Source organism: Methylobacterium tarhaniae, from assembly GCF_001043955.1.
GTDB lineage: Bacteria > Pseudomonadota > Alphaproteobacteria > Rhizobiales > Beijerinckiaceae > Methylobacterium > Methylobacterium tarhaniae.
Genome location: NZ_LABZ01000186.1, coordinates 1 through 21,418, shown reverse-complemented (window position 1 = coordinate 21,418; position 21,418 = coordinate 1). Strand labels below are relative to the sequence as shown.

19 protein-coding genes and 1 rRNA gene are annotated in these 21,418 nt (G+C 70.2%); 5 read left to right on the top strand and 15 right to left on the bottom strand.

The window, feature by feature from the left end; genetic code table 11:
* Positions 1-223: 223 nt before the first annotated feature.
* The 4 genes from VQ03_RS23765 (at position 224) to VQ03_RS23750 (ending at position 7,333) form a co-directional block, all read left to right on the top strand.
* Complete coding sequence (locus tag VQ03_RS23765) at positions 224-2,479, top strand: ATP-binding protein (protein WP_048453379.1); 2,256 nt, start codon at positions 224-226, stop codon at positions 2,477-2,479.
* Positions 2,480-2,488: 9 nt separating this feature from the next.
* Positions 2,489-2,950, top strand: a complete 462-nt coding sequence (locus tag VQ03_RS23760; RefSeq protein ID WP_048453378.1) for a response regulator — start codon at positions 2,489-2,491, stop codon at positions 2,948-2,950.
* Positions 2,943-4,679: a response regulator gene (locus VQ03_RS23755; RefSeq protein ID WP_245292177.1), complete on the top strand. Its 1,737-nt coding sequence runs from the start codon at positions 2,943-2,945 to the stop codon at positions 4,677-4,679. The genes VQ03_RS23760 and VQ03_RS23755 overlap by 8 nt, the downstream gene beginning before the upstream one ends.
* Positions 4,680-5,017: 338 nt before the next feature.
* Positions 5,018-7,333, top strand: a complete 2,316-nt coding sequence (locus tag VQ03_RS23750; protein WP_048453377.1) for a xanthine dehydrogenase family protein molybdopterin-binding subunit — start codon at positions 5,018-5,020, stop codon at positions 7,331-7,333.
* A gap of 86 nt (positions 7,334-7,419) precedes the next feature.
* Here VQ03_RS23750 and VQ03_RS33935 read toward each other — a convergent pair whose 3' ends face one another.
* From VQ03_RS33935 to VQ03_RS23685, 14 genes are all read right to left on the bottom strand, one after another.
* Complete coding sequence (locus VQ03_RS33935) at positions 7,420-7,803, bottom strand: MFS transporter (protein WP_053078716.1); 384 nt, start codon at positions 7,801-7,803, stop codon at positions 7,420-7,422.
* Positions 7,770-8,240, bottom strand: a complete 471-nt coding sequence (locus VQ03_RS33930; protein WP_053078715.1) for an MFS transporter — start codon at positions 8,238-8,240, stop codon at positions 7,770-7,772. Before VQ03_RS33930 ends, VQ03_RS33935 begins: the two co-directional genes overlap by 34 nt.
* A gap of 128 nt (positions 8,241-8,368) precedes the next feature.
* Positions 8,369-9,484, bottom strand: coding sequence for a calcium-binding protein (locus VQ03_RS23740; RefSeq protein ID WP_048453376.1), 1,116 nt, complete (start codon positions 9,482-9,484; stop codon positions 8,369-8,371).
* A 239-nt stretch (positions 9,485-9,723) separates the two neighbouring features.
* The gene (locus VQ03_RS23735) at positions 9,724-10,281 is read right to left on the bottom strand and encodes a YciE/YciF ferroxidase family protein (RefSeq protein ID WP_048453375.1); all 558 of its coding nucleotides are present in this window, start codon (positions 10,279-10,281) and stop codon (positions 9,724-9,726) included.
* 231 nt (positions 10,282-10,512) lie between these two features.
* Positions 10,513-10,896, bottom strand: coding sequence for a hypothetical protein (locus VQ03_RS23730; RefSeq protein ID WP_053078714.1), 384 nt, complete (start codon positions 10,894-10,896; stop codon positions 10,513-10,515).
* A 147-nt stretch (positions 10,897-11,043) separates the two neighbouring features.
* On the bottom strand, positions 11,044-12,030 hold the full coding sequence (locus VQ03_RS23725) for an ABC transporter ATP-binding protein (protein ID WP_048453373.1): 987 nt from the start codon (positions 12,028-12,030) through the stop codon (positions 11,044-11,046).
* Positions 12,027-13,001 carry an ABC transporter ATP-binding protein gene (locus VQ03_RS23720; RefSeq protein WP_048453372.1) on the bottom strand — a complete coding sequence of 325 codons (975 nt, stop codon included), beginning with the start codon at positions 12,999-13,001 and terminating at the stop codon, positions 12,027-12,029. Before VQ03_RS23720 ends, VQ03_RS23725 begins: the two co-directional genes overlap by 4 nt.
* Positions 12,998-13,852, bottom strand: a complete 855-nt coding sequence (locus VQ03_RS23715) for an ABC transporter permease (protein WP_048453371.1) — start codon at positions 13,850-13,852, stop codon at positions 12,998-13,000. Before VQ03_RS23715 ends, VQ03_RS23720 begins: the two co-directional genes overlap by 4 nt.
* The gene (locus VQ03_RS23710) at positions 13,849-14,790 is read right to left on the bottom strand and encodes an ABC transporter permease (protein WP_048453370.1); all 942 of its coding nucleotides are present in this window, start codon (positions 14,788-14,790) and stop codon (positions 13,849-13,851) included. Before VQ03_RS23710 ends, VQ03_RS23715 begins: the two co-directional genes overlap by 4 nt.
* A 271-nt stretch (positions 14,791-15,061) precedes the next feature.
* On the bottom strand, positions 15,062-16,600 hold the full coding sequence (locus tag VQ03_RS23705) for an ABC transporter substrate-binding protein (protein WP_048453369.1): 1,539 nt from the start codon (positions 16,598-16,600) through the stop codon (positions 15,062-15,064).
* A 31-nt stretch (positions 16,601-16,631) separates the two neighbouring features.
* The gene (locus VQ03_RS23700) at positions 16,632-17,780 is read right to left on the bottom strand and encodes an NAD(P)/FAD-dependent oxidoreductase (RefSeq protein WP_157064231.1); all 1,149 of its coding nucleotides are present in this window, start codon (positions 17,778-17,780) and stop codon (positions 16,632-16,634) included.
* Complete coding sequence (locus VQ03_RS23695; RefSeq protein WP_048453367.1) at positions 17,780-19,156, bottom strand: FAD/NAD(P)-dependent oxidoreductase; 1,377 nt, start codon at positions 19,154-19,156, stop codon at positions 17,780-17,782. The genes VQ03_RS23700 and VQ03_RS23695 overlap by 1 nt, the downstream gene beginning before the upstream one ends.
* Complete coding sequence (locus VQ03_RS23690; RefSeq protein ID WP_048453366.1) at positions 19,149-19,439, bottom strand: (2Fe-2S)-binding protein; 291 nt, start codon at positions 19,437-19,439, stop codon at positions 19,149-19,151. Before VQ03_RS23690 ends, VQ03_RS23695 begins: the two co-directional genes overlap by 8 nt.
* Positions 19,436-20,125 (bottom strand): SDR family NAD(P)-dependent oxidoreductase, encoded by a 690-nt coding sequence (locus VQ03_RS23685; RefSeq protein WP_048453365.1) that lies wholly within the window; start codon positions 20,123-20,125, stop codon positions 19,436-19,438. The genes VQ03_RS23690 and VQ03_RS23685 overlap by 4 nt, the downstream gene beginning before the upstream one ends.
* Before the next feature lie 175 nt (positions 20,126-20,300).
* Here VQ03_RS23685 and VQ03_RS23680 point away from each other — a divergent pair, with 175 nt between their 5' ends.
* Positions 20,301-21,113, top strand: coding sequence for an IclR family transcriptional regulator (locus VQ03_RS23680; RefSeq protein WP_048453364.1), 813 nt, complete (start codon positions 20,301-20,303; stop codon positions 21,111-21,113).
* 94 nt (positions 21,114-21,207) lie between these two features.
* On the opposite strand, the gene rrf is transcribed toward VQ03_RS23680, so the two are convergent.
* A 5S ribosomal RNA gene (gene rrf, locus VQ03_RS23675) occupies positions 21,208-21,324 on the bottom strand.
* Between the last annotated feature and the right edge of the window lie 94 nt (positions 21,325-21,418).

Genomic DNA, 21,418 nt, shown 5'->3' with positions numbered 1-21,418 from the left:
ACGGAAGCGGATATCGAAATAAAACTTTGCTCCAAATCCATATGATTCAAAGTCGACCGTGAGGGCAACCGGGCTCCGAGCGATACCGCTGGAAAACCTGTTCGCCGCCGGGATCCACGATCCGCGCCGGTATCGCGCACTGGCCGGATTGACGAGCTTCCCTTAAGGTGCCGCGGCAGGAAACCGGTTCGGATCCGGACGGCGCGACAGAGTAAGGACGGCCATGCGGTCTGTGCAACCGGCGGAACTCACGGCCTGCGACAGGGAGCCGATCCACATCCTCGGTACGCTGCAACCGCACGGCTTCCTGCTGGCGCTCGAAGGACCGGATCTGCGCATCGTCCAGGCCAGCGCGAACCTGCCCGACCTGCCGGGGCGTCCCGCGGCGCAGGCCCACGGCAAGACCTTGAGCCAGGCGCTGCCGGAGATGGGGGCGCCGATCGTCGAGGTGCTGAGGACGCAGCTCGGGCGCGACGGCGCGGCCTATCTCGGCACGCTCCCCCTCGAGACCGGGTCCGGCGCCCGCGCCTACGACCTCGCGGCGCACCGCTCCGGCAGCCTCACCGTGCTCGAGTTCGAGGAGAGCGCCGGCGAGACGGCCCTGGCGGGCAGCCTCGACGGTTTGTATCCCCGGCTGCGCGCCTTCATCGAAGCCCTGCACGGGGCCTCGACGGTGGAGGAGCTGTGCGGGCTGCTCGCCGCCGACATCCGCCTGCTCACCGGATTCGACCGTGCCCTGGTCTACCGGTTCGATCGCGACTGGAACGGAACCGTCGTGGCCGAGGATGGCAACGGCGTCCTGCCGTCCTATCTCGATCTGCGCTTTCCCGCCTCCGACATCCCGGCCCAGGCCCGGGAGCTCTACCGCCGCAACCGCCTGCGCATCATCCCGGACGCGGCCTACGATCCGGTCCCGATCGTGCCGGCCCTGACCCCTTCGACCGGGTCGCCCCTCGACCTCAGCCAGTCCGTCCTGCGCAGCGTCTCGCCGGTCCATGTCGAGTACATGCGCAACATGGGCACCGCGGCCTCGATGTCGGTCTCGATCCTGGTCGAGGGCGCGTTGTGGGGCCTGATCTCCTGCCACAACAAGACGGCGCGGCGGGTACCGCTGCAGACCCGCAATGCCTGCGACATCCTCACCCAGACGTTCGCCCTGCAGCTCGCCGCCAAGGAGCGTGGGGCGCTCGCCGAGCAGCGCCTGGCGCTCGGCGCGATCCAGGCGCGCCTCCTCGCATTCATGGCCGAGGAGGAGAACTTCGTCGAAGGCTTCCTCAAGCATCCCGAGGACGTGCTGGCGCTGACCGATGCCGGCGGCGCCGCGATCGTCACCGGCCAGCGCTGCCGCCTGATGGGGCGCACGCCCACCGAGCAGCAGGTGCGCGGCGTCTACGAATGGCTCTCGGCCGAGCATGGCGGCGAGGCGGTCCACGTCACCGATGCGCTCGGCGAGGAATATCCACCGGCGCGCACCATCGCCGACACCGCGAGCGGGCTCCTCGCCATCTCGATCTCGGAAAAGTATGCCAGCTACGTGCTGTGGTTCCGGCCCGAGGTGGTCCGGACCGTGCGCTGGGGCGGCGACCCGACCAAGGCCGCCACCAAGGACCCGACCGGCGGGCCTGAGCGGCTGCATCCCCGCAAATCCTTCGAGACCTGGAAGGAGACCGTGCAAGGCCGGTCCCGGCCCTGGTCGGTGCCGGAAATCGAGACCGCCAAGGACCTGCGCGCCGCGGTGCTCGGCATCGTGCTGCGCCGGGCCGAGGAACTGGCGGCGCTGACCGAGGAGCTGCAGCGCTCGAACAAGGAGCTCGAGGCCTTCTCCTACTCGGTCAGCCACGACCTGCGGGCGCCGTTCCGCCACATCGTCGGCTATGCCGAGCTCCTGCGCTCGCGCGAGGGCGACAAGTTCTCGGATCGCGGGCGGCGCTACATCGACACCATCATCGAGGCGGCGTTCTCGGCCGGCACCCTCGTCGACAACCTGCTGACCTTCTCGCAGATGGGCCGCAACGCCCTCAACCGCATCCCCTGCGACATGAACCAGCTGGTCGAGGACGTGCGCCGGAAGATGATGCGCGACATCCCCCTCGAACGGACGATCCGCTGGCAGGTCGGCCCGCTGGGACAGGCCCAGGCCGACCCGGTGATGATGCGGCTGGTGCTCGAGAACCTCCTGTCCAACGCCGTCAAGTACACGCGCGGCCGGCCCGAGGCGGTAATCGAGGTGACGCGCGAGGCCGACCGCGACGCCGACGCGGTGTTCCGCGTGCGCGACAACGGCGTCGGCTTCGACATGGCCTACGTCAACAAGCTGTTCGGCGTCTTCCAGCGCCTGCACCGGGTCGAGGAATTCGAGGGAACCGGCATCGGGCTCGCCAATGTCCGGCGCATCGTCGAACGCCACGGTGGACAGGTCTGGGCCGAGGGCGTCCTCGGCCAGGGTGCGGCCTTCCACTTCACGCTTCCCATCCGTTAGAGACGCGCCATGGCCGACCTCAAGCCGATCCTCCTCGTCGAGGACAACCCCAACGACATCGAGCTGACCCTCGCGGCGCTCGAGAAGAGCCAGTTGGCGAACAAGATCGTCATCTGCCGCGACGGGGCCGAGGCGCTCGAATACCTGCGCCGGCAAGGGCCGCATGCCGACCGGCCGGTGCAGGATCCGGCTGTCGTCCTGCTCGACCTGAAGCTGCCGAAGGTCGACGGACTCGAGGTGCTGGCGGCGGTGAAGGGCGATCCCCGGATGCGGGCGATCCCGATCGTGATGCTGACCTCGTCGCGCGAGGAGAGCGACCTCGTCCGCTCCTACCAGCTCGGGGTGAACGCCTTCGTGGTGAAGCCGGTGGGGTTCAAGGAGTTCTTCGAGGCGATCCAGGATCTCGGCGTGTTCTGGGCCGTGCTCAACGAGCCGCCGCCCCATCGGGCAGACTGGGCCTCCGGTGAGTGAGGCGACGGCGCTGGAGGACGGCGCTGCCCCCTTGCGCATCCTGCTCCTCGAGGACAGCGACCTCGACACCGAGCTGCTCTGCGCCGTCCTGGAGGATGCGCGGCTCGCCCACGCGATCGAGCGGGTGATCGCCCGGGACGCCTTCGCGGCCGCCACGGCCACGGGCTGCCACGACATCATCCTGGCCGATTACGTGCTGCCGGCCTTCGACGGCATGAGCGCCCTCGCCACCGCCCGCGAGAATTGCCCGGAAGTCCCGTTCGTCTTCGTCTCCGGCACGCTGGGCGAGGACGTGGCGGTCGAGGCGCTGAAGCACGGCGCCACCGACTACGTGACGAAGCAGCGCCTCGACCGGCTGCCGCGGGTCATCCTGCGCGCCCTCTCCGAGGCCCGCGCCCATCTCCGCCGCCGCGCGGCCGAGCAGGCCCTGCGCGACCTCAACGAATCCCTCGAGCAGCGCGTCGCCGAGCGCACCCGGGAGCTCGCCGAGGCGAATGCGGCCCTGCAGCACCAGATCGCCGAGCGCGAGCGGATCGAGGATGCCCTGCGCCAGGCCCAGCGCCTCGAGGCGGTCGGCCAGCTCACCAGCGGCGTCGCCCACGACTTCAACAACCTGCTGACGGTGATCGCCGGCAACATCGAGTTCCTGGAGCGGGCGGTCTCGGACGAGCGCTCGAAGCGCCGGCTCGACATGATGCGCGGCGCCGCCGAGCGCGGCGCCCGGCTCACCGCCCAGCTCCTCGCCTTCTCGCGCCGGCAGAAGCTCGCGCCGGTGCCGGTGCAGCTCAACCAGACCGTCGCGTCGATGCGCGACCTGCTGCAGAGCTCGATGGGCGGCTCGATCCGCATCGAGATGACCCTGCAGCCCGACCTCTGGCCGGCGCTCGTCGACGCCACGCAGATCGAGCTCATCATCCTCAACCTCGCCATCAACGCCCGGGACGCGATGGCGGTGGGCGGTTGCCTGACGATCGAGACCGCCAACGTGCATCTCGACGCCGAGCCGGCCCGGCCCGAGGAGCCGCCGCCGGGCGACTACGCCATGGTGGCGGTGAGCGACACCGGCACCGGCATCCCCGACGACGTGCTCGCGCGGGTGTTCGAGCCGTTCTTCACCACCAAGGATGTCGGCAAGGGCTCCGGGCTCGGCCTCGCCCAGGTCTACGGCTTCGCCAAGCAGTCGGGCGGGGGGGTGCGCATCGACACCAGGGTCGGCGAGGGGACCTCGGTGCGGGTCTACCTGCCGCGGGTGGCGGTGGAGACGATGCTGCCCGAGATGCGCCCGACCGAGATCGACTGCGCGACGGTCCGCGACGCGGATGACAGGCGGGTGGTGCTGGTCGTCGACGACGACACCGCCGTGCGCGAGGTCACCGTCACCCGCCTCGGCGAGGCCGGCTACGCGATCCGCGAGGCGGGCTCGGGCCTCGCGGCGATCCAGGCGCTGGAGGCCGACCCTTGCGTCGACCTCGCGGTGCTCGATTTCGCGATGCCGGGGATGAACGGCGTCCAGGTCGCGACCGTGATCCGGCAGCGCTGGCCGGCAATCCAGATCCTGTTCGTCACCGGCTATGCCGACCACACCGCCCTGTCCCAGATCGACGGCGGCGGTGGCGACCGGGTGGTGCAGAAGCCGTTCCGCGGCGAGGACCTCGAGCGCAAGGTCGCGTCGATCCTCGAGCCCCGCCCGCGGCTGACTTTGGTGAGCGGCGGGGCGGCGCAGCGGTAACGAGCGCGCCGATCGAGCATCGCCGCGTCAAGCAGCGCCGCAGACGCCTCCGATCCGGCATGCTAGGGTCCTGGCGATAAGGACCGAGTCGCACGTCCGGCCGGTCCATCGGAGGAAGAACGCCGCATGGCAGGACCCATGGTGAGACCCATGGCGGGAGCCCGATCGTTCCCGGTCCGCCCAGGCCCGCGCCCCTGCGCAGGCGGGTCCGGACCCCGTCCGCCGTCGCACCCCCCGATCCGACGAGACCGCGCGCACCGATCCCGGACCAAGCCCACCGGCCTGCGCGCCGCGTCTCCGTCCACGTCTCCCGTTCAGCATCGCATCGCGAGGTTCACATGACAGTGACCAAGTTCGGTCTCGGCCAGCCTTTGCGCCGGGTCGAGGATCGTCGGCTGATCACCGGCGAGGGCCATTACGGCGACGACCATGCCCCCGAGGGCTGCCTGCACGCGGCCCTGCTGCGCAGCCCGCACGCCCATGCCAGATTCACGATCACCGACCTCGAGGCCGCCCGGGCGATGCCCGGCGTGCATCTCGTGCTCACCGCCGAGGACGTGGCCGACCTCAAGGAGATCAAGTGCCAGGCGCCGCTGCCGAACGGCGACGGCAGCCAGAACCACGTCGCCCACATCCCGCTGCTGGCCAAGGGTACCGTCAAGCATATCGGCGACGCCGTCGCCTTCGTGGTCGCCGACACGGTCGCCCAGGCCCGCGATGCCGTCGAGGCGATCGGCATCGACTACGAGGTGCTGCCGGCGGTCGTCGGCATCCGCGGCGCCATCGCGGGCGGCGCGACCGCGGTGTGGGATGAGCAGCCCGACAACGTCTCGTTCGATTCGACGATGGGCGACAAGGCGCCGGTCGACGCCGCCTTCGCCAAGGCCGCCAAGGTGGTGCGGGTCGAGGTCGAGAACCAGCGCCTCGTCACCAACTACATGGAGACCCGCAGCGTCGTCGCCGAATACGATCCGGGCGCCAAGCGCTTCACCCTCACCATCCCGAGCCAGGGCGTGCACGGCCTGCGCAAGACCCTGATGGGCGTGCTCGGGGTCGAGAAGGACCAGATCCGGGTCGTCACCGGCGATGTCGGCGGCGGCTTCGGCACCAAGACGTTCACCTACCGCGAGTATCCGCTGGCGGCGGAAGCCGCACGCCGGCTGAACAAGCCAGTGAAGTGGGTCTCGGAGCGGGGCGAGCACTTCGTCGCCTGCGCGCAGGGACGCGACAACCTCTCGGTCGGCGAGGTCGCGCTCGACGCGGACGGCACCTTCCTCGCCATGCGCTTCGACGTGATCGGCGATCTCGGCGCCTACCTGTCACAATACGGGCCCTACATCCCGTATCTCGGCGCCACGATGCTGACCGGCGTGTACAAGACGCCCGCAATCCACGTGCGGGTGCGCGGCGTCTACACCAACACCGTGCCGGTCGACGCCTATCGCGGCGCCGGGCGGCCGGAGGCGGCCTACCTGATCGAGCGCCTGGTCGACCGGGCGGCGCGGGAGACCGGGATGTCGCCGGCCGAGATCCGCCGGCGCAACTTCATCCCGCCGAGCGCGATGCCCTACACCACGCCGATCGGCGACCGCACCTACGACACCGGCGACTTCGCCGCCCATATGGGCCGCGCCATCGAGGCGGCCGACTGGAACGGCTTCGAGGCCCGCGCCGCGGAGTCGCGCGCGAAGGGTCTCGTGCGCGGCATCGGTCTCGCCACCTATATCGAGTGCACCGCCTGGGGCGAGGGCGAGGACGTCAAGATCACCCTCGACCAGGATGGCGGCGCCACGGTCTATGTCGGCACCCAGTCGAACGGACAGGGTCACGCCACGGCCTACGCGCAGTTCGCCGCCGAGCATCTCGACCTGCCGCTGGAGCGGATCCGGGTGGTGCAGGGCGACACCGACAAGGTCGCCACGGGGGCCGGCACCGGCGGCTCGCGCTCGATCCCGGTCGGCGGCATCTCTGTGGGGGCGGCGTCGCAGAACCTCGCCGGCAAGCTCAAGGAGCTCGCCTCCCAGGAGCTGGAAGCCGGCGTCCAGGACCTCGAGATCGCCGAAGGCGCGGTGCGTGTCGCCGGCACCGACCGGTCGATCGACTTCGCGGCCCTGGCGGCCCTGCCGAAGGCCACCGAGGCGATGCTGACCGGCCAGGGCGACTTCGTGCCGCCGAGCGCGACCTACCCGAACGGCACCCACGTCGCCGAGGTCGAGATCGACCCCGACACCGGCATCACCGAAATCGTGCGCTACACCGTCTGCGACGATTTCGGCATCGTGGTGAACCCGCTGCTGCTCGCCGGCCAGGTCCATGGCGGGGTGGCGCAGGGGATCGGCCAAGCCTTGCACGAGCGCACGGTCTATGACGGCGACGGCCAGCTCCTGACCGCCAGCTTCATGGACTACGCCATGCCGCGGGCCGGCGACGTGCCGTTCTTCCACTTCGAGACCAAGAACGTGCCCTCGACCACCAACCCGATGGGTATCAAGGGCGCGGGCGAGGCGGGCAGCATCGGCTCCTGCCCGGCCGTGATGAACGCGGTGGTCGACGCCCTCGACCGCAGCGTGGGCCTGCGCGACATGGACATGCCGGCGACCCCGGCCCGGATGTTCGCGGCCCTTGAACCCCTGCGCAAGGCGGCGGCGGCCTGACGTTTCTCGCCTCTGACGCGTGATGCAGTGCCCGGCCGTGAGGCCGGGCACCGTTTTTCAGGAACCTGCTTCCGTCGTCTCGACCGTCAGATCCGGGCGCCGCCCGGCACGCCGACCGGTGCCGTCGGCGTGAGCGGTCGCGTGGAGTCATCCTCCCCCGCGTGAAGGCGATAGGGCTCGATCAGGGTCACGCAGATGAAGGACGGGATGGCCATGGCTGAGCCGAACGTGGCGATCGGCCACCATTGCCCGCGATAGGTCTCGGCGAGGATCGTGCCGATGATGGGCATCAGGCCGCCCGCGGAGGCTCCGCAGAGCTGGGAGGCCATCGAAATGCCGGTGTAGCGCACCCGCGTCGGGAAGGCGGCGGCGAGATAGCCGGCGATGACCGCGTAGAAAGCCGCGCCGCCGACGAGGTCGAGGCAGATCCCGAGGGTCAGCGCCCAGGTCTCCCGCAGGTCGGCCAGCATGAAGAGCGGGAAGTCGTCAGCGCGGCCCAGCCGAGCGCGAGTTGCAGAAACAGACGCTCGTTCCGGATGCCGACCGCCAGCCCCGCGGCGACCGGCTGGACGAAGAACTGCACCACGGCGGCGAGGAAGGGGGCATCGAGCACCGTGCTGCGCGCCATGCCGAGATACTGCGTGGTGTAGGAGATCATGAAGGTGTTGAAGAGATAGACGGCGGCGATCCCGATCGTGTTGGCGCCCATGGCAAGGAGCAGCGGCTTCCAGGCCGTCGTGACCACCTCGACGATCGGCGGGGTGTCGGCCCGGCGATCCGCGCGGGCCCGCTCGAAGTCCGGCGATTCGCTCACGCTCACGCGGATCACGAAGCCGACCACCAGCAGGACGGCGCTCGCCAGGAACGGCAGGCGCCAACCCCAGGCCAGGAAGGCGTCCTTGTCCATCGCTCCGGACAAGCGGAAGGCGAGCAGCGACAGGATCAGCCCGGCGGGACTGCCGAGCTGGGCGAAGGAGGCGAAGAAGGTCCGCCGTCCGTCGAGGGGGACGCCGCCGGAGCGGCGTCCCGGTTCGCTCAGGTATAGACGCCCGGCGCCGTCGCGGTCGCGAAGGCGCCGTCACCCGGCTGCACCGCGCGCCCTTCGACGGAGCCGTATTGCAGGAAGTGTTCCAGCGGATTGATGCCGGCCGCCGCGACGTCGGGATTGGCCGCCAGATAGGCCTTGGTGTCGAAATTGGCCGACGGATCGCGGCCCTCCTTCCAGCCGTATTGCAGGTAATGCTGGAGCGGGTCGATGCCGGCAGCGGCCACGTCGCTATAGGCCGCCAGATACCCCTTGGTGTCGAAATAGGCGTTGGGGTTGCGGCCCTCGCGCCAGCCGTACTGGCCGAAATGCGCCTCCGCATCGAGGCCGGCGAGCAGGACGTCGGCGTTCCGGCTGAGGTAGTACAGGTCGTCGACGGCGGCGTTGCCGTCGGCCTGGACGATCGTGCGATCGGAGAACTCGAACACCTCGGTATTCTTGACCTCGTCGATCCCCGTCGCCCCCTCGAAGGTCACCAGCGACCCCGAGGATGTGACGCGCAGGTTGCGGAACGCCGTATCGAACACCGCGGTGTCGGTCCCGACCGCGCCGTCGAGGCGGTCGTTGCCCGGCCCGCCATTCATGCGGTCGTTGCCGTAATCCCCGAACAGGACGTCGTTGCCGGCATCGCCGAGCAGCGTGTCGTTGCCGAGATCGCCGTCGACGAGGTCGTCGCCGTCGCCGCCGCTCACCAGGTCGTCGTCCTCGCCGCCGGCGACGAAGTCGTTGCCGGCCTCGCCGTAGACCTGGTCGTTCCCTTGCTCGCCGACGAAGAAGTCGTTGCCGGCCCCGCCATAGATCGTGTCGTTGCCCGGATTGCCGGCGGCATAGTCGTCGCCGTCCTGGCCGTATATCAGGTCATCGCCGGCCTCACCGATGAGCTGGTCAGCCCCGCCACCGCCATAGATGACGTCGTTGCCGGGTCCGCCGGCAATATAGTCGAGATTGGCTCCGCCGGTGATGACGTCGGCGCCGTCCTGGCCGTCGATGCGGTTGAAGCCGCCCGGATCGGAAATCCTGTCGTTCCCGAGAAGCCCCAGGATGACGTCGTCGCCGGTCGTTCCGGTGAGGACGTCGTTGCCGTTCGTACCGAGGATCGTGGCCATGCTTCGTCCTTCCACTGACTGGACAGGAGTTGCGACATCTCCACCTTACACAGACTATATCTGCGATCTTTGCTGCATGTTAATCTGTTTTTATTTATTTTATCTGAAGATATCTGCGTGAAATCGCGCCTCGTTTGCTTATCGCGCACGCATTTTGACTGCGCAGAATGTCTGCGCAGTCTTTCTTCAATCAGGCCGCCCCGGGAGAAGACGCGACCATGCGCCCTGAACTGCGCGGCTCAGGCCGCCTTGCCGGCCGTCGATTTCCCCGCGGTGGATTTACCGGCACGCGGCGCAGCGCCGTCCTCGATACCCTCGACGTTGAGGCGCTCGGCGATCCCGGTCAGCAACTGGTCGGTCTTCTTCTCCTCCTGAAGCGTCTCGTCGAGCAGCTTGGCGGCGTCCTCGTGGCCGAGCTGGAGCGCCCAGGTCTTCAGCGTGCCGTAGCGCGCGATCTCATAATGCTCGAGGGCCTGGGCCGCGCCGGCCAGCACCGCATCGGCGGCCGGGCTGTCGCCGAAATCCTCCAGATCCTCCTCCATCTCGCTCGTCAGGCCCTGCATCGCCTCGCAGGTCTTGCCGCGGGCGGGCTTGCCGATGATGTCGAAGACCTGCTGGATCCGCTCGACCTGGGTCGCGCTCTCCTCGGCATGGGTCTCGAAGGCTTGCCGCAACTCCTCGTGTTGCGCCGACTTGGCCGCTTTCTTCAGCGCCCTGACCGATTGCCTCTCGGCATAGTACACGTCCTTGAGCGTCTCGTAGAACGCATCCTGCAACGTCTTCTGCTTCGTGGCCATCAACGCACTCGCCTTGACTATGGGTCAACTGATCCGTCCGACGCCGTGTCGAACCATGACCGCAGGCAGAACGCGTGAAATCTTCCGAGGGTCCCGGCGCCCTCGATTCGAATCGAGGCGAAAGCGGTGGGGTGGGGCGCGGCCGATGCGCCCTGATGGACCGGCGGCGGGCGGGCCGGTGGCGTCGCCGGACCTTTCCCGGCGACGCGTCGTCGAGGAGCCTGACCGGGCTCAGCAGCTCAGCTTCCGGCCCTCGCGGAAGCCGTGGATCTGGAAATGCTTGTAGCCCGACTGCATCTTGCCGGCGAACACGGCGCGGGCCACGTCCGGATTGCAGCGCAGGTACTCGCTCTCGTTGAAGGCGGCGCCACTGCCCCGCGGCCCGCGATCCCGGTCGCGCGCGCCGTAATCGCGGTCCCGGTCGCGGTAATCGTCCCGCCGGCCGTACTCGTCACGGCGATCCCGGTAGCCGCGATCCCGGAAGTCCCGGTCGCGGTAGTCGCTGTCGCGGCTGCGATACTCGCGGTCGCGATAGCCGTAATCGGGGCCGCCCCAGGACTGGGCCGAGGCGGTTCCCACCGCGCCGATCAGGCCCAATCCGATGGCCGCCATCATCCCAATCGTCCTCATCGATTCTCATCCCCCTTTGCAAGGCGCTTCGTCGCCGCTGGGGAAGCTAGAGCAACGAGGGCAGATAGGGATAGCGCCGTGGTGTCTCGGTCGCGGCTCCCGTCCGCGGACGATCCCCGACGGCTCGCGGCATCAGGCTCCGCCGTAGAGGTGGCAGGCCACCACCCGGCCCGGCGCCGCCTCGCGCAAGGGCGGCGCCTCGGCGCGGCAGCGGTCGAAGGCGCGGGGGCAGCGGGGATGGAAGTGGCAGCCCGAGGGCGGCTTGAGCGGCGAGGGCGGCTCGCCCTCCTGGAAACTCATCGCCACCGGCTGCTCGGGGTCGGGCACCGGGGAGGAGGCCTTGAGAAGCTGGGTATAGGGGTGCAGCGGCTCCCCGAAGAGCGGGCCGACCGGGCCGCTCTCCACCACCCGGCCGAGATACATCACGGTCACCCGCTGGCAGAAATGGCGGACGACGCCGAGATCGTGCGAGATGAACACGAAGGCGAGGTTGCGGGCCTGCCGCAGCGACTCGAGCAGCCGCAGGATCTGAGCCTGGACCGAGACGTCGAGGGCCGAGACCGGCTCGTCGGCGAAGATCAGATCGGGCCCGAGCGCCAGCGCCCGGGCGATGCCGATGCGCTGGCGCTGGCCGCCGGAGAATTCGTGCGGGAACCGCGCGGCGGCATTCGCCGGTAATCCGACCTCGGCCAGGAGCCCGGCGACCCGCTCGGTCAGCTCGGCCCCGCGCGCCAGCCCGTGGACCCTCAGGGGCTCGCCCAGCGCCTCGCCGATGCGCTGGCGCGGATCGAGGGAGGAGGCGGGATCCTGGAACACGATCTGCATCCGCCGCCGCAGGCGCCGCATCGCGCTCCCCGAGGCGGCGAGCACGTCCTGCCCGTCGAAGCGCACGCGGCCGCCGTCGGAGGGCGTCAGCCGCAGGGCGACCCGGGCGGTGGTGGACTTGCCGCAGCCCGACTCGCCGACGATGCCGAGGGCTTCGCCGCGACCGACGCTGAACGACACCCGGTCGAGGGCGCGGACGAGGCTGGTCTTGGCGACCGGGAAGCCGCGGCGGATCGTGAAGGTCTTCGAGAGGTCCTCGACCTCGAGCAGCGGCGTCTCTCGCGAAGGAGTCATGCGGCCCTCACCCAGCAGCGCACCGCGTGGTCCGGCGCGCCCTTGAGCGGCACCAGCGGCGGCCGCTCGCGGCAGCGCTCCTCCGCCAGGGGGCAGCGGCCCTGGAAGCGGCAGCCATCCGGCATCTCCGGCAGGGTCGGCACCGTGCCGGGGATCGCCGCCAGCGCCTGCACCCGGTCGACCCGCGGCATCGCCTTGAGCAGGCCCTCGGCATAAGGGTGGGTCGGCCGGGCGAAGAAGGCGCGCACCGGCGCGCTCTCGACCACGTCGCCGCCATACATCACCATCACCCGGTCGGCGACCGAGGCGACGACGCCGAGATTGTGGGTGATGAGCAGTACCGCCAGTCCCTCCCGGCGCTGGATCTCGGCGAGCAGGGCCAGGACCTGCGCCTGGATCGTCACGTCGAGCGCCGTGGTCGGCTCGTCGGCGATCAGCACCCGGGGCGAGCAGGCCAGCGCCATCGCGATCATCACCCGCTGGCGCATCCCGCCGGAGAAGTGGTGCGGATAGGCGTCGATCCGCTCGGCGGCCGAGGGCACCCGCACCCGTTCGAGGAGGGCGATGGCCTTCTCTCGGGCGGCCGCCTTGGACAGGCCGCGATGGCGCCGCAAGGCCTCGGCGATCTGGAAGCCGATCGTCAGGACCGGGTTGAGCGAGGTCATCGGCTCCTGGAAGATCATCGCCAGGCGGTCGCCGCGCATCGCCTCGCGCTGGCTCTCGGTCGCCGCCCGCATGTCGGTGCCGTCGACCACGATGGAGCCCGACGCGACGCGGCCCACCTTGGGGGCCAGAAGCCCCATGATCGAGAGGGCGGTGAGGCTCTTGCCGCAGCCCGATTCGCCGACGAGGGCCAGGGTCTCGCCCCCGGCGACCGAGAACGACACCTCGCGCACCGCATCGTACCACGTGCCTCCGACGCGGATCTGGGTGGTCAGCCCCTCGACCCGCAACATGTCCGTCGGCGTCATGGTGCCCCCCGCGGGTCGGTGGCGTCGCGCAGGCCGTCGCCGATCAGGTTGAGGCCGATCATCACGGCGAGAATCGCCAGGCTCGGGAAGATCGACAGCCAGGGCGCGTCGAGGAGGTTGTCGAAGCCCTCGCGCACGATGCTGCCCCAGGTCGCGGTGGGTGGCGGCACGCCGAGGCCGATGAAGGCGAGAGTCGATTCGGTGCGGATCGCGGTGGCGAGCCAGAGCGAGGCCAGCACCACCACTTCGTCGAGGATGTTGGGCAGGATGTGCCCGAACATGATGCGCAGGTCCGAATAGCCCAGCGCCCGGCAGGCATCGACGAAGTCGCGCTGGCGCATGGCCAGCGTCGAGCCGCGGGCGATGCGGATGAAGGCCGGCACCGCCGTGACCGCGATGGCGAGGATCAGGTTGCCGAGGCTCGGCCCGAGCACCGCCACCAGCATCAGCCCCATGATGAGCTGCGGGAAGCTGAGCAGCACGTCGGTGGCGGCGGTGATGACCCGGTCGGTCCAGCCGCCGAAATAGCCGGCCACCACCCCGATCACCGTGCCGACGACGACCCCGATCGTCGTGGCGAGGAAGCCGACCGAGAGCGAGATCCGGGCGCCCCAGATCACCCGCGAGAGCACGTCCCGCCCGAAGAAGTCGGTGCCGAACCAGTGCTCGGCGGACGGCCCCATCAGGGCCGCGACCGGATCCTGCTCGTTGGGATCATACGGCGCGATCCAGGGGGCGAGGATCGCCAGGACGATGACGGCGAGCACCGTGACGGCGCCGATCATCAGGCCCGGCGAGCGGGTGGCCCGACGCCAGGCGCTCGGGGCGGCGGAGGCGGCCGCGGCGCTCATTGGGCCGAGACCCGCGGATCGACGAGGCCGTAGGCGATGTCGGTGAGCACGTTGGCGACCACGATGGCGAAGGCGGAGACGACCATCAGGCCCTGGAGCAGGCTGTAGTCGCGCTGGGTGAGCGCGGTCACGATCAGCTTGCCGAGGCCAGGGCGGTTGAACACGATCTCGGTCAGCACCGCGTTGCCGATCAGCACCCCGAGATAGAGCCCGACCACGGTGACGACCGGCACCAGCACGTTGCGAAGCGCATGGCGCCAGACCACGACCCGCGCCGGCATCCCCTTGGCGCGGGCGGTACGGACGTAATCTTCGCCGAGCGCCTTCAGCATCCCGGAGCGGGTGACCCGGGTGACGTAGGCGACCATCAGCAGGCCGAGATTGAGCGCCGGCAGCACCAGGGCGCCGAGCCGGTCGAGGATCCCGCCGGTGCGCGGGGTCGAGATCACCGGGAACCAGCGCAATTGCACCGCGAAGGCGATCAGCAGCAGGATGCCGGAGACGAAGGCCGGGAAGGACACGCCGGCGAGCGACACGATGCGGGCGATCCAGTCGGCGAGCCCGTCGCGCCGCCGCGCCGCCACCACGCCGAGGGGCACGCCCACCCCGACGCCGATGGCGACCGCCGCCAGCGTCAGCTCGATCGTGTAGGGCAGGACGTGGGCCACGTCCTCCAGCACCGGCCGGTTGGTGGTGAGCGAGCGGCCGATATCGCCAGTGGCGATCTGGCCCATGAAGGTGAGGTACTGGACGACGATCGGCCGATCCAATCCGAGCTTCGCCCGCAGGTCGGCCCGGGCGGATTCGCTCGCCTGGTCGCCCAGGATCACGATGGTCGGATCGCCCGGGACCACCCGTACGAGCACGAACACCACGGTCAGCACCGCCACCAGCGTCGGGATCGCCAGGAGGACGCGCTTGAGGATGAACTGGAGCATGGGCGGGCCGGGGGTCGGAGTTGATCACGTTGCCGGATCAGGCGCGGGTTTCTCCCTCCCCCCCTTTGCGGGGGAGGGTGCCCGGCGGAGCCGGGCGGGAGAGGGGACAACGCTTCCGGATAAAGCGGAGCCGTACTGACGGGCGCTCTCTGGATCAGCGTCGCGCTACCCCTCTCCCTGCCCGCTCCGCGGGCCACCCTCCCCCGTAGAGGGGGGAGGGGATGCGCACGACCCGCTTTGGGAAACAGTCAAGTCGTGCGCCGAGAAAGATTTACTTCTTGTCCGTCGCTTCCGTGATCACCGGCCCGAGATGGATCGCCCCCTTGAAATCGTAGCCGTAATCGACCGACTTCTTGTGCGCCCAGACCTGCAACCCTTCCGACAGCGGCACGGCGCAGACCTGCTCGATGACCTTCACCTGCGCCTCCTTCCACAGGGCCTTCTGCTTCTCCGGGTCGGGCTCGGTCCGCGCCTTGCGGATCTCGGCATCGGCGGCGTTGCAGTGGGAGAAGTTGGTCACCGCCGTCGGCGTGCCGACCGTCGACGCCGAATCGAAGAACTGCGTCAGGTAGGTATCGGCGACGGGAAAGCGCGCCGCGGCGTAGTAGACCGCATCCGACAGGTCCTTGCGGATCTGCGCGTGGAAGGTCTGGTGGTCGACCACGTCGAGCTTCAGCTCGATCCCGGCCTTCTTGAGCTGGCCCTGCACGATCTGCATCGCGGTCAGCATCGTCGGCAGGCTGGTCTGGATCGCCGTGATGGTGATGCCGTTCGGGTGGCCGGCCTCGGCCAGCAGGGCCTTGGCCTTGGCGAGATCGTAGGCCGGCAGCGGCGCCTTGTCGTCGGTGCCGAGATAGCCCTTCGGGATGATCGAGACCGCCGGCTCGGTGACGCTGGCGCCCTTGAACTGCACGATCTGCGCCTGGCTGATCGCGTGCGCGACGGCGCGGCGCACCCGCACGTCGTCGAGGGGCTTGTGGCCGATATTGAGGTGGAGCAGCGCGAGCTCCGCCGGCCGCACGATGTCGACCGACACGTCGGGCTCGCGGCCGAACCGCTCGGCCCAGCGCTGGTCCTGGCGGCCATAGACGATATCGAGTTCGCCCGAGGTGAAGGCGAGGTCGCGGGCCGCATCGGCCGGGATCAGCCGGTAGAGGATGCCGCCGAGCTTCGGCTTGCCGCGAAAATAGTCGGGGTTGGCGCTCAGCCGCACGCTCTCGTTCGGCTTGTACTCGGCGAAGGCGAAGGGCCCGGTGCCGATCGGCCTCAAGCGAAAATCGTTGCCGAGCGCCTCGACGGCCTTGCGGCTGAGCACGTTGCCGCCGTGGTAGTTCGCCACGAGGCCCAGGAGGGAGGGCACCGGGTGCTTGAGGGTGATCCGCACCGTGTACGGGTCCACGGCCTCGATCGCCTCGAAGGCGGCGTAATCGGTCGAGAACGACGAGGTCTTGGGGTCGGCGGCCCGCTTCAACGAGAACACCACGTCGTCGGCGGTCATCTCGCCGTAGCCGCCATGGAACTTCACGCCCTTGCGCAGGGAGAAAGCCCAGGTCCGTCCGTCCTCCGAGCGGGTCCAGGATTCGGCGAGGTCCGGCTCCAGGGTCTCGAGGCTCGTCGAGCCCGGCTTGAAGCGCACCAGCCCGTTGAAGATCCAGGACACGACCGGCTTGTCCTGGGTGCTGGTGGCCCGGAACGGATCGAGCTGGCTGACATCGGCGGCGGCCATCCCGATGGTCAGCGTCTTGGTGCCTTGCGCGAGAACCGGCCCGGCGGCGACCAGGGCGATAGCGGCGAAGAGGAAGCGTCTCATCGTGGTGATCCCCCTGTGGATTCGTCTGTCGTCAGTGCTCGATCTCGCCCTCCGACCGGTACGGCCCGCGCCACGCGGCGAAGCGCTCGATCCGGAACGGCTGGAGGGGGGAGGCGGAACGCCCTGTCGTCACGAGTTCCGCCAGGATCTCGCCGACGACCGGGCCGAGCTGGAAACCGTGGCCGGAGAAGCCGAAAGCATGAACCAGGCCGGGCGTGGTGCCGGACGGCCCGATGACCGGGATATGGTCCGGCATCTCGCCGTCGAGGCCGCTCCAGCTGCGGATGACCTGGGCGTGGGCGAGATCCGGAATCAGCGTCAGGGACTTTCCCATGGCGCCGAGGGAGGTCGCCGCCACCGGCCGGGCGAGGCCGTCGGCACTGTCCGCGGTGCCCCGGCCGCCGCCCAGGACCACGTTGCCGCGCCGGGTCTGGCGCAGGTAGACGTCGCCGCCGACGACCCCGATCGACCGGGTGACCAGCGGGGCCAAGGGCTCGGTCACCACCATGTTGGGAGCGAGCGGCGCCACCGGGGCCGCCTCGCCGAACCACCCCGCCACCGCGCCGCCATAGGCACCGGCGGCGTTGACGAGGCTGCGGCTTCGTACGCTCACGCCCTCGGCCTCGACCGTGAAGCCGGCCCCGTCATGGGCGGCGTGGCGCACCGGGGCGTGCTCGCGGACCTCCGCTCCCAGGCGGCGGGCGAGCCGGGCGAAGGCAGGCCCCACCACCCGCGGATTGGCCTGCCCGTCGGTGGGCGAGAGCGAGGCGCCGACCACGGCCGGGCCGAGCCACGGCATCTCGGCCCTGAGCGCGTTCGGCCCGAGAAGCTGGAGGTCGAGCCCGTATTCGGCCGCGTCGCGGGCATACGCCTCCAGCACCGCCATGTCGGCTTCGGAGCGGGCGAGCTTGATGTGGCCGGTCGCCTCGAACCCGACATCCTCGCCCAGCTTGGCGTTCAGACCGTCCCAAAGAACCCGCGCGCGCCGCGACAGCGGCAGCTCCGAGAAATCCCGGCCCTGCTGGCGCACGCCGCCGAAATTCACCCCGCTGGCGCCTGCGCCGCACAGGCGTTTCTCCAGCAGGGCCACGGTGAGCCCCGCCTCGCGCAAGGCCACGGCGGCGGCACAGGCCGCGGTGCCGCCCCCGATGATCGCCACGTCGACGGTGAGGCGCTCCATCACGCCGGCTCCCGCAGTGGGATCGGCTTGATCGGCGCCTGCCCGCGCAGGCGCCCGACCGCCTCGACCGGCACGGTCAGCGTCCGTGCCAGAATCTCGGCGGCGGCGTGGCCGCAGACCCGGCCCTGGCAGCGGCCCATCCCGGCCCGGGTGAGGGCCTTGAGCCGGTTCATCTCCCGCGCGTCCCGCTCGGTCGCGGCCCGCCGCAGGACGCCGGCGGTGATGCCCTCGCAGCGGCAGACGATCTCGTCGTCGCCGATTCCGTCCACCAGGTGGTGCGGGTAAGGGTAGGCAGCCTCGAGCGCAGCGCGAAAACCCGTCTGGCGGGCGAGGCGCCGGTCGAGTCGGGCTTCCCGGGCGGCGTCGCGGGGCCGCCCAAGATCGGCGAGCAGCGCCAGCGCCGTGCGCTCGCCCTGCAACTCGGCCACGTCCGCCCCGCCGATGCCGCTGCCGTCGCCGGCGAGATAGACCTGCGGGTGCGAGGCACGGCCCTCGGGCGAGCGCGCCGGCTGCCATTGCCGCGTCACCGGCTCGAACACGAAGCGGCACCCGGCGAGGTCCGCTCCTTGCGCCTCGCTGCGCAGGCCGAACGAAGCCCCGACCGCGTCGCAGGGAACGCGATGCCGGCGCCCACGCGAATCCTCCCAGGCCAGCGCCTCGACGCGGGCCGTGCCCTCGACCGCGACCGCCCGCACGCCGGAGCGCACCGGCTGCCCCCGCAGCGCGCCCGCCATGGTGTACCAGATCCCCTTGGCCAGGGTCGCCGGCGATGCGGCGAGGCGAGGGGCCGCCTTCAGCTTCGCCCCGAGGGGCGTGACGTCGAGCACCGCGACGATCTCCGCCCCCGCCTGGGCATATTGATGTGCGACCAGCGGCAGGAGCGGCCCGGCCCCGACGAGGGCGACCCGCCGGCCGATCGCCATGCCCTGCGCCTTCAGGGCGATCTGCGCCGCGCCGAGGGTGAACACGCCGGGCAAGGTCCAACCCGGAAAGGGCAGGGTGCGGTCCATGGCACCGGTGGCGAGCACCAGCCGGTCGACCGCGAGCCGATCGTGGCCGTGCGGCCCCAGGCAGTCGAGGTCGAAGCCCGCAGGTCCCCGCTCCGCGATTCCCCACACCATCGTGCCGGGGCGATAGGCGATCCGCGGCGCCAGCGCATCGGCGAGGTCGTGCAGGGTGCGCGCCCGGCCGGCCTCGAAGCCGTAGAGTTCTGCTTCCGGCCGCTCGGCCCCGGGGGGCGGACGGCGATAGATCTGGCCGCCGGCGCGATGACCCTCGTCGAGGAGGAGCGGACGCAATCCCGCCTCGGCGAGAACCTGCGCTGCCCGCAAACCCGCCGGGCCGGCCCCGACGATCGCCACGACCGGCTCACTCACCGACGCCTCCCGTCACGACCGCCATGCCCGGCTCGACCAGGGTGGTGCAGGCCCGAAGCCGCCGCCCGTCGGCCAACGTGACCCAGCAATCCTGGCAGGCGCCCATCAGGCAGTATCCGGCCCGCTCACCGGGGCCGAACTCGAACCGGCGCAAGGCACGCCGGTGCAACAGGATCGCGCCGATCAGCAGGTCGCCCGCGCGCGCCTCGGCCGGCACCCCGTCGATGGTGAAGGGAACGGCCGGGCCCGACCGCGGCGCGAGGCGCTGGAACAGCCCGCTCACAGCATGTCCTCGTGCCGGCAATTGAGCAGCAACTCCGCGATGCTCGCGGTATTGGGCAGGCGCACCAGCGTCTCGATCAGGGCCGCGACGTCCTCCGGCCGGGACATCAGCTCCCGCGGCTGCTTGGTGACGTGGGCGGTCATGTCGGTCTCGACGAAACCCGGGCAGAAGGCGGTCGCCCGGATGCCGTGCTCCCAACCCTCGCGCCGCACCGCCTGGGTGAGGCTGACCAAAGCCGCCTTCGTCATGGCGTAGCCGGCATTGTCGTTGCGCACCCGCTTGCCGGAGAGCGAGGCGATGTTGACGATCCGCCCGGCACCGGAGGCGACGAGGTGGGGCCAGGCCGCCCGGATCACCCGCATCGGCGCCTTGACGTTGACGGCGACGAGGGCGTCGAAGGCGGTCTCATCCGGATCGAGGAAGCGGGCCATCGGATTAATGCCGGCGGCATTCACCAGCACGTCGATCCGGCCGAACGCGGCCAGCGTGGCGGCGGTCCAGGCCTCGGCGCTGCCGGCATCCGCGGCGTCGTAGCGGCAGGCGTGCCATTCGGGCCGGGTCCGGCGCGGATCGCGCAGGCCGGCGCTGATCCGGTAGCCGGCGCGGGACAGCCTCTCCGCCACCGCCCGCCCGATCCCGCGCGAGGCACCCGAGACCATCGCGACCCGTCCCGCCGGCTCAAGCATCGCTGCCCCGCTCCCTCGGTGATCGCCGCATCGCGCCCATCTCCCGGTCCCGGAGCACAGGATTGATCGTTGCGCCGACCCGAGCAACAGCTATTTCGGTGGGCGAATAATTTTGCCGAACTTATTTCACTGAATGAAAAATACGAGCCAACGCGCCATGTTGCCTAAGATCGAAATGAAAACATCCGACCGGTCCGGACCGTCGCGAATCGCCGCGCTGCTGCGCCATCTCGGTGAGGCGGGCACCGGCGGCGCGCGCCTGAGTACCCTCGCGGACGCAACCGGCCTGCCGGCACCGACAGCCTTGCGCCTGCTGCGGGCGCTGGTCGCCGAAGATCTGGTCGACCTCGATTCGACGACGAAGACCTACCGGCTCGGCCTCGGGCTGTTTCGCCTCGCCGCCAAGGCTGGGAACCCGCTGGGTCTGCGCGACCTCGCCCGCCCGGCGTTGCTGCGCCTGACCGGAGCCCTCGGCGAGACGGTCTTCCTGCTGGTCCGTAGCGGCTACGAGGCCGTCTGCATCGACCGCACGGCGGGTCCGTTGCCGATCCGCTCCTTCACCGGCGATATCGGCGGCCGGGTGATGCTCGGCCTCGGTCAGGGATCGATGGCAATCCTGGCGCATCTGCCGGCGGATGAACGGGAGGCGGTCATCCGCTACAACCTGCCGCGGATGCGGGAGATGACGAGCCTGGACGAGGCTTTCCTGCATACCGAGATCGCCCGCACGCGCGACCTCGGGTACTGCGCCGCGGCGTCGGGCCTGATCCCCGGCATGGCGGGGCTCGGTGTGCCGATCCTGGATCCCGACGGCCGCGCGGTGGCGGCGCTCAGCGTCGGCAGCACGGTCGATCGCCTCGCCGGCGAGCGCCGCGACGCGATCGCCAGCATGCTCCGGCGAGAGGCAGCCGGGATCGCCGCCCGCTTGAATCCTTTCGACGAGACCCTGCGCCGCGCCGGCGCCGCGATGGAGCGTCGGTCGCCGTGAGGCGAGGGGGCCTGAACGCGACGAAGCCCGCCAGAAGGTTCTGGCGGGCTTCGTCGTGAGTGTCGTGACGAGGGAATGAGTGCGTGCTTGGCAGGTCTGGCGGTGACCGACTCTCCCGTGTCTTGAGACACAGTACCATAGGCGCTGGGGCGGTTAACGGCCGAGTTCGAGATGGGATCGGGTTTGCGATCACCCCGCTCTGACCACCAGACCGGCCAAGCACGTCGCGTTCGGGCAAGCATGGTGACCGGCGGCCGCAGCGGGCTGCCGGTCGGTCGTCCTCGTGTGTGGTTGTGTGTGTGATG

What these genes read in the sequence shown, in the direction of transcription:
- VQ03_RS23735 (WP_048453375.1), bottom strand. Translation starts at nt 10,281, where the DNA reads ATGGCCACGAAGCAGAAGACGTTGCAGGATGCGTTCTACGAGACGCTC.
- VQ03_RS23750 (WP_048453377.1), top strand. Translation starts at nt 5,018, where the DNA reads ATGACAGTGACCAAGTTCGGTCTCGGCCAGCCTTTGCGCCGGGTCGAG.
- VQ03_RS23720 (WP_048453372.1), bottom strand. Translation starts at nt 13,001, where the DNA reads ATGACGCCGACGGACATGTTGCGGGTCGAGGGGCTGACCACCCAGATC.
- VQ03_RS23765 (WP_048453379.1), top strand. Translation starts at nt 224, where the DNA reads ATGCGGTCTGTGCAACCGGCGGAACTCACGGCCTGCGACAGGGAGCCG.
- VQ03_RS23725 (WP_048453373.1), bottom strand. Translation starts at nt 12,030, where the DNA reads ATGACTCCTTCGCGAGAGACGCCGCTGCTCGAGGTCGAGGACCTCTCG.
- VQ03_RS23710 (WP_048453370.1), bottom strand. Translation starts at nt 14,790, where the DNA reads ATGCTCCAGTTCATCCTCAAGCGCGTCCTCCTGGCGATCCCGACGCTG.
- VQ03_RS23705 (WP_048453369.1), bottom strand. Translation starts at nt 16,600, where the DNA reads ATGAGACGCTTCCTCTTCGCCGCTATCGCCCTGGTCGCCGCCGGGCCG.
- VQ03_RS23685 (WP_048453365.1), bottom strand. Translation starts at nt 20,125, where the DNA reads ATGCTTGAGCCGGCGGGACGGGTCGCGATGGTCTCGGGTGCCTCGCGC.
- VQ03_RS23730 (WP_053078714.1), bottom strand. Translation starts at nt 10,896, where the DNA reads ATGATGGCGGCCATCGGATTGGGCCTGATCGGCGCGGTGGGAACCGCC.
- VQ03_RS23680 (WP_048453364.1), top strand. Translation starts at nt 20,301, where the DNA reads ATGAAAACATCCGACCGGTCCGGACCGTCGCGAATCGCCGCGCTGCTG.
- VQ03_RS23740 (WP_048453376.1), bottom strand. Translation starts at nt 9,484, where the DNA reads ATGGCCACGATCCTCGGTACGAACGGCAACGACGTCCTCACCGGAACG.
- VQ03_RS33935 (WP_053078716.1), bottom strand. Translation starts at nt 7,803, where the DNA reads ATGCTGGCCGACCTGCGGGAGACCTGGGCGCTGACCCTCGGGATCTGC.
- VQ03_RS23700 (WP_157064231.1), bottom strand. Translation starts at nt 17,780, where the DNA reads ATGGAGCGCCTCACCGTCGACGTGGCGATCATCGGGGGCGGCACCGCG.
- VQ03_RS33930 (WP_053078715.1), bottom strand. Translation starts at nt 8,240, where the DNA reads ATGGACAAGGACGCCTTCCTGGCCTGGGGTTGGCGCCTGCCGTTCCTG.
- VQ03_RS23760 (WP_048453378.1), top strand. Translation starts at nt 2,489, where the DNA reads ATGGCCGACCTCAAGCCGATCCTCCTCGTCGAGGACAACCCCAACGAC.
- VQ03_RS23715 (WP_048453371.1), bottom strand. Translation starts at nt 13,852, where the DNA reads ATGAGCGCCGCGGCCGCCTCCGCCGCCCCGAGCGCCTGGCGTCGGGCC.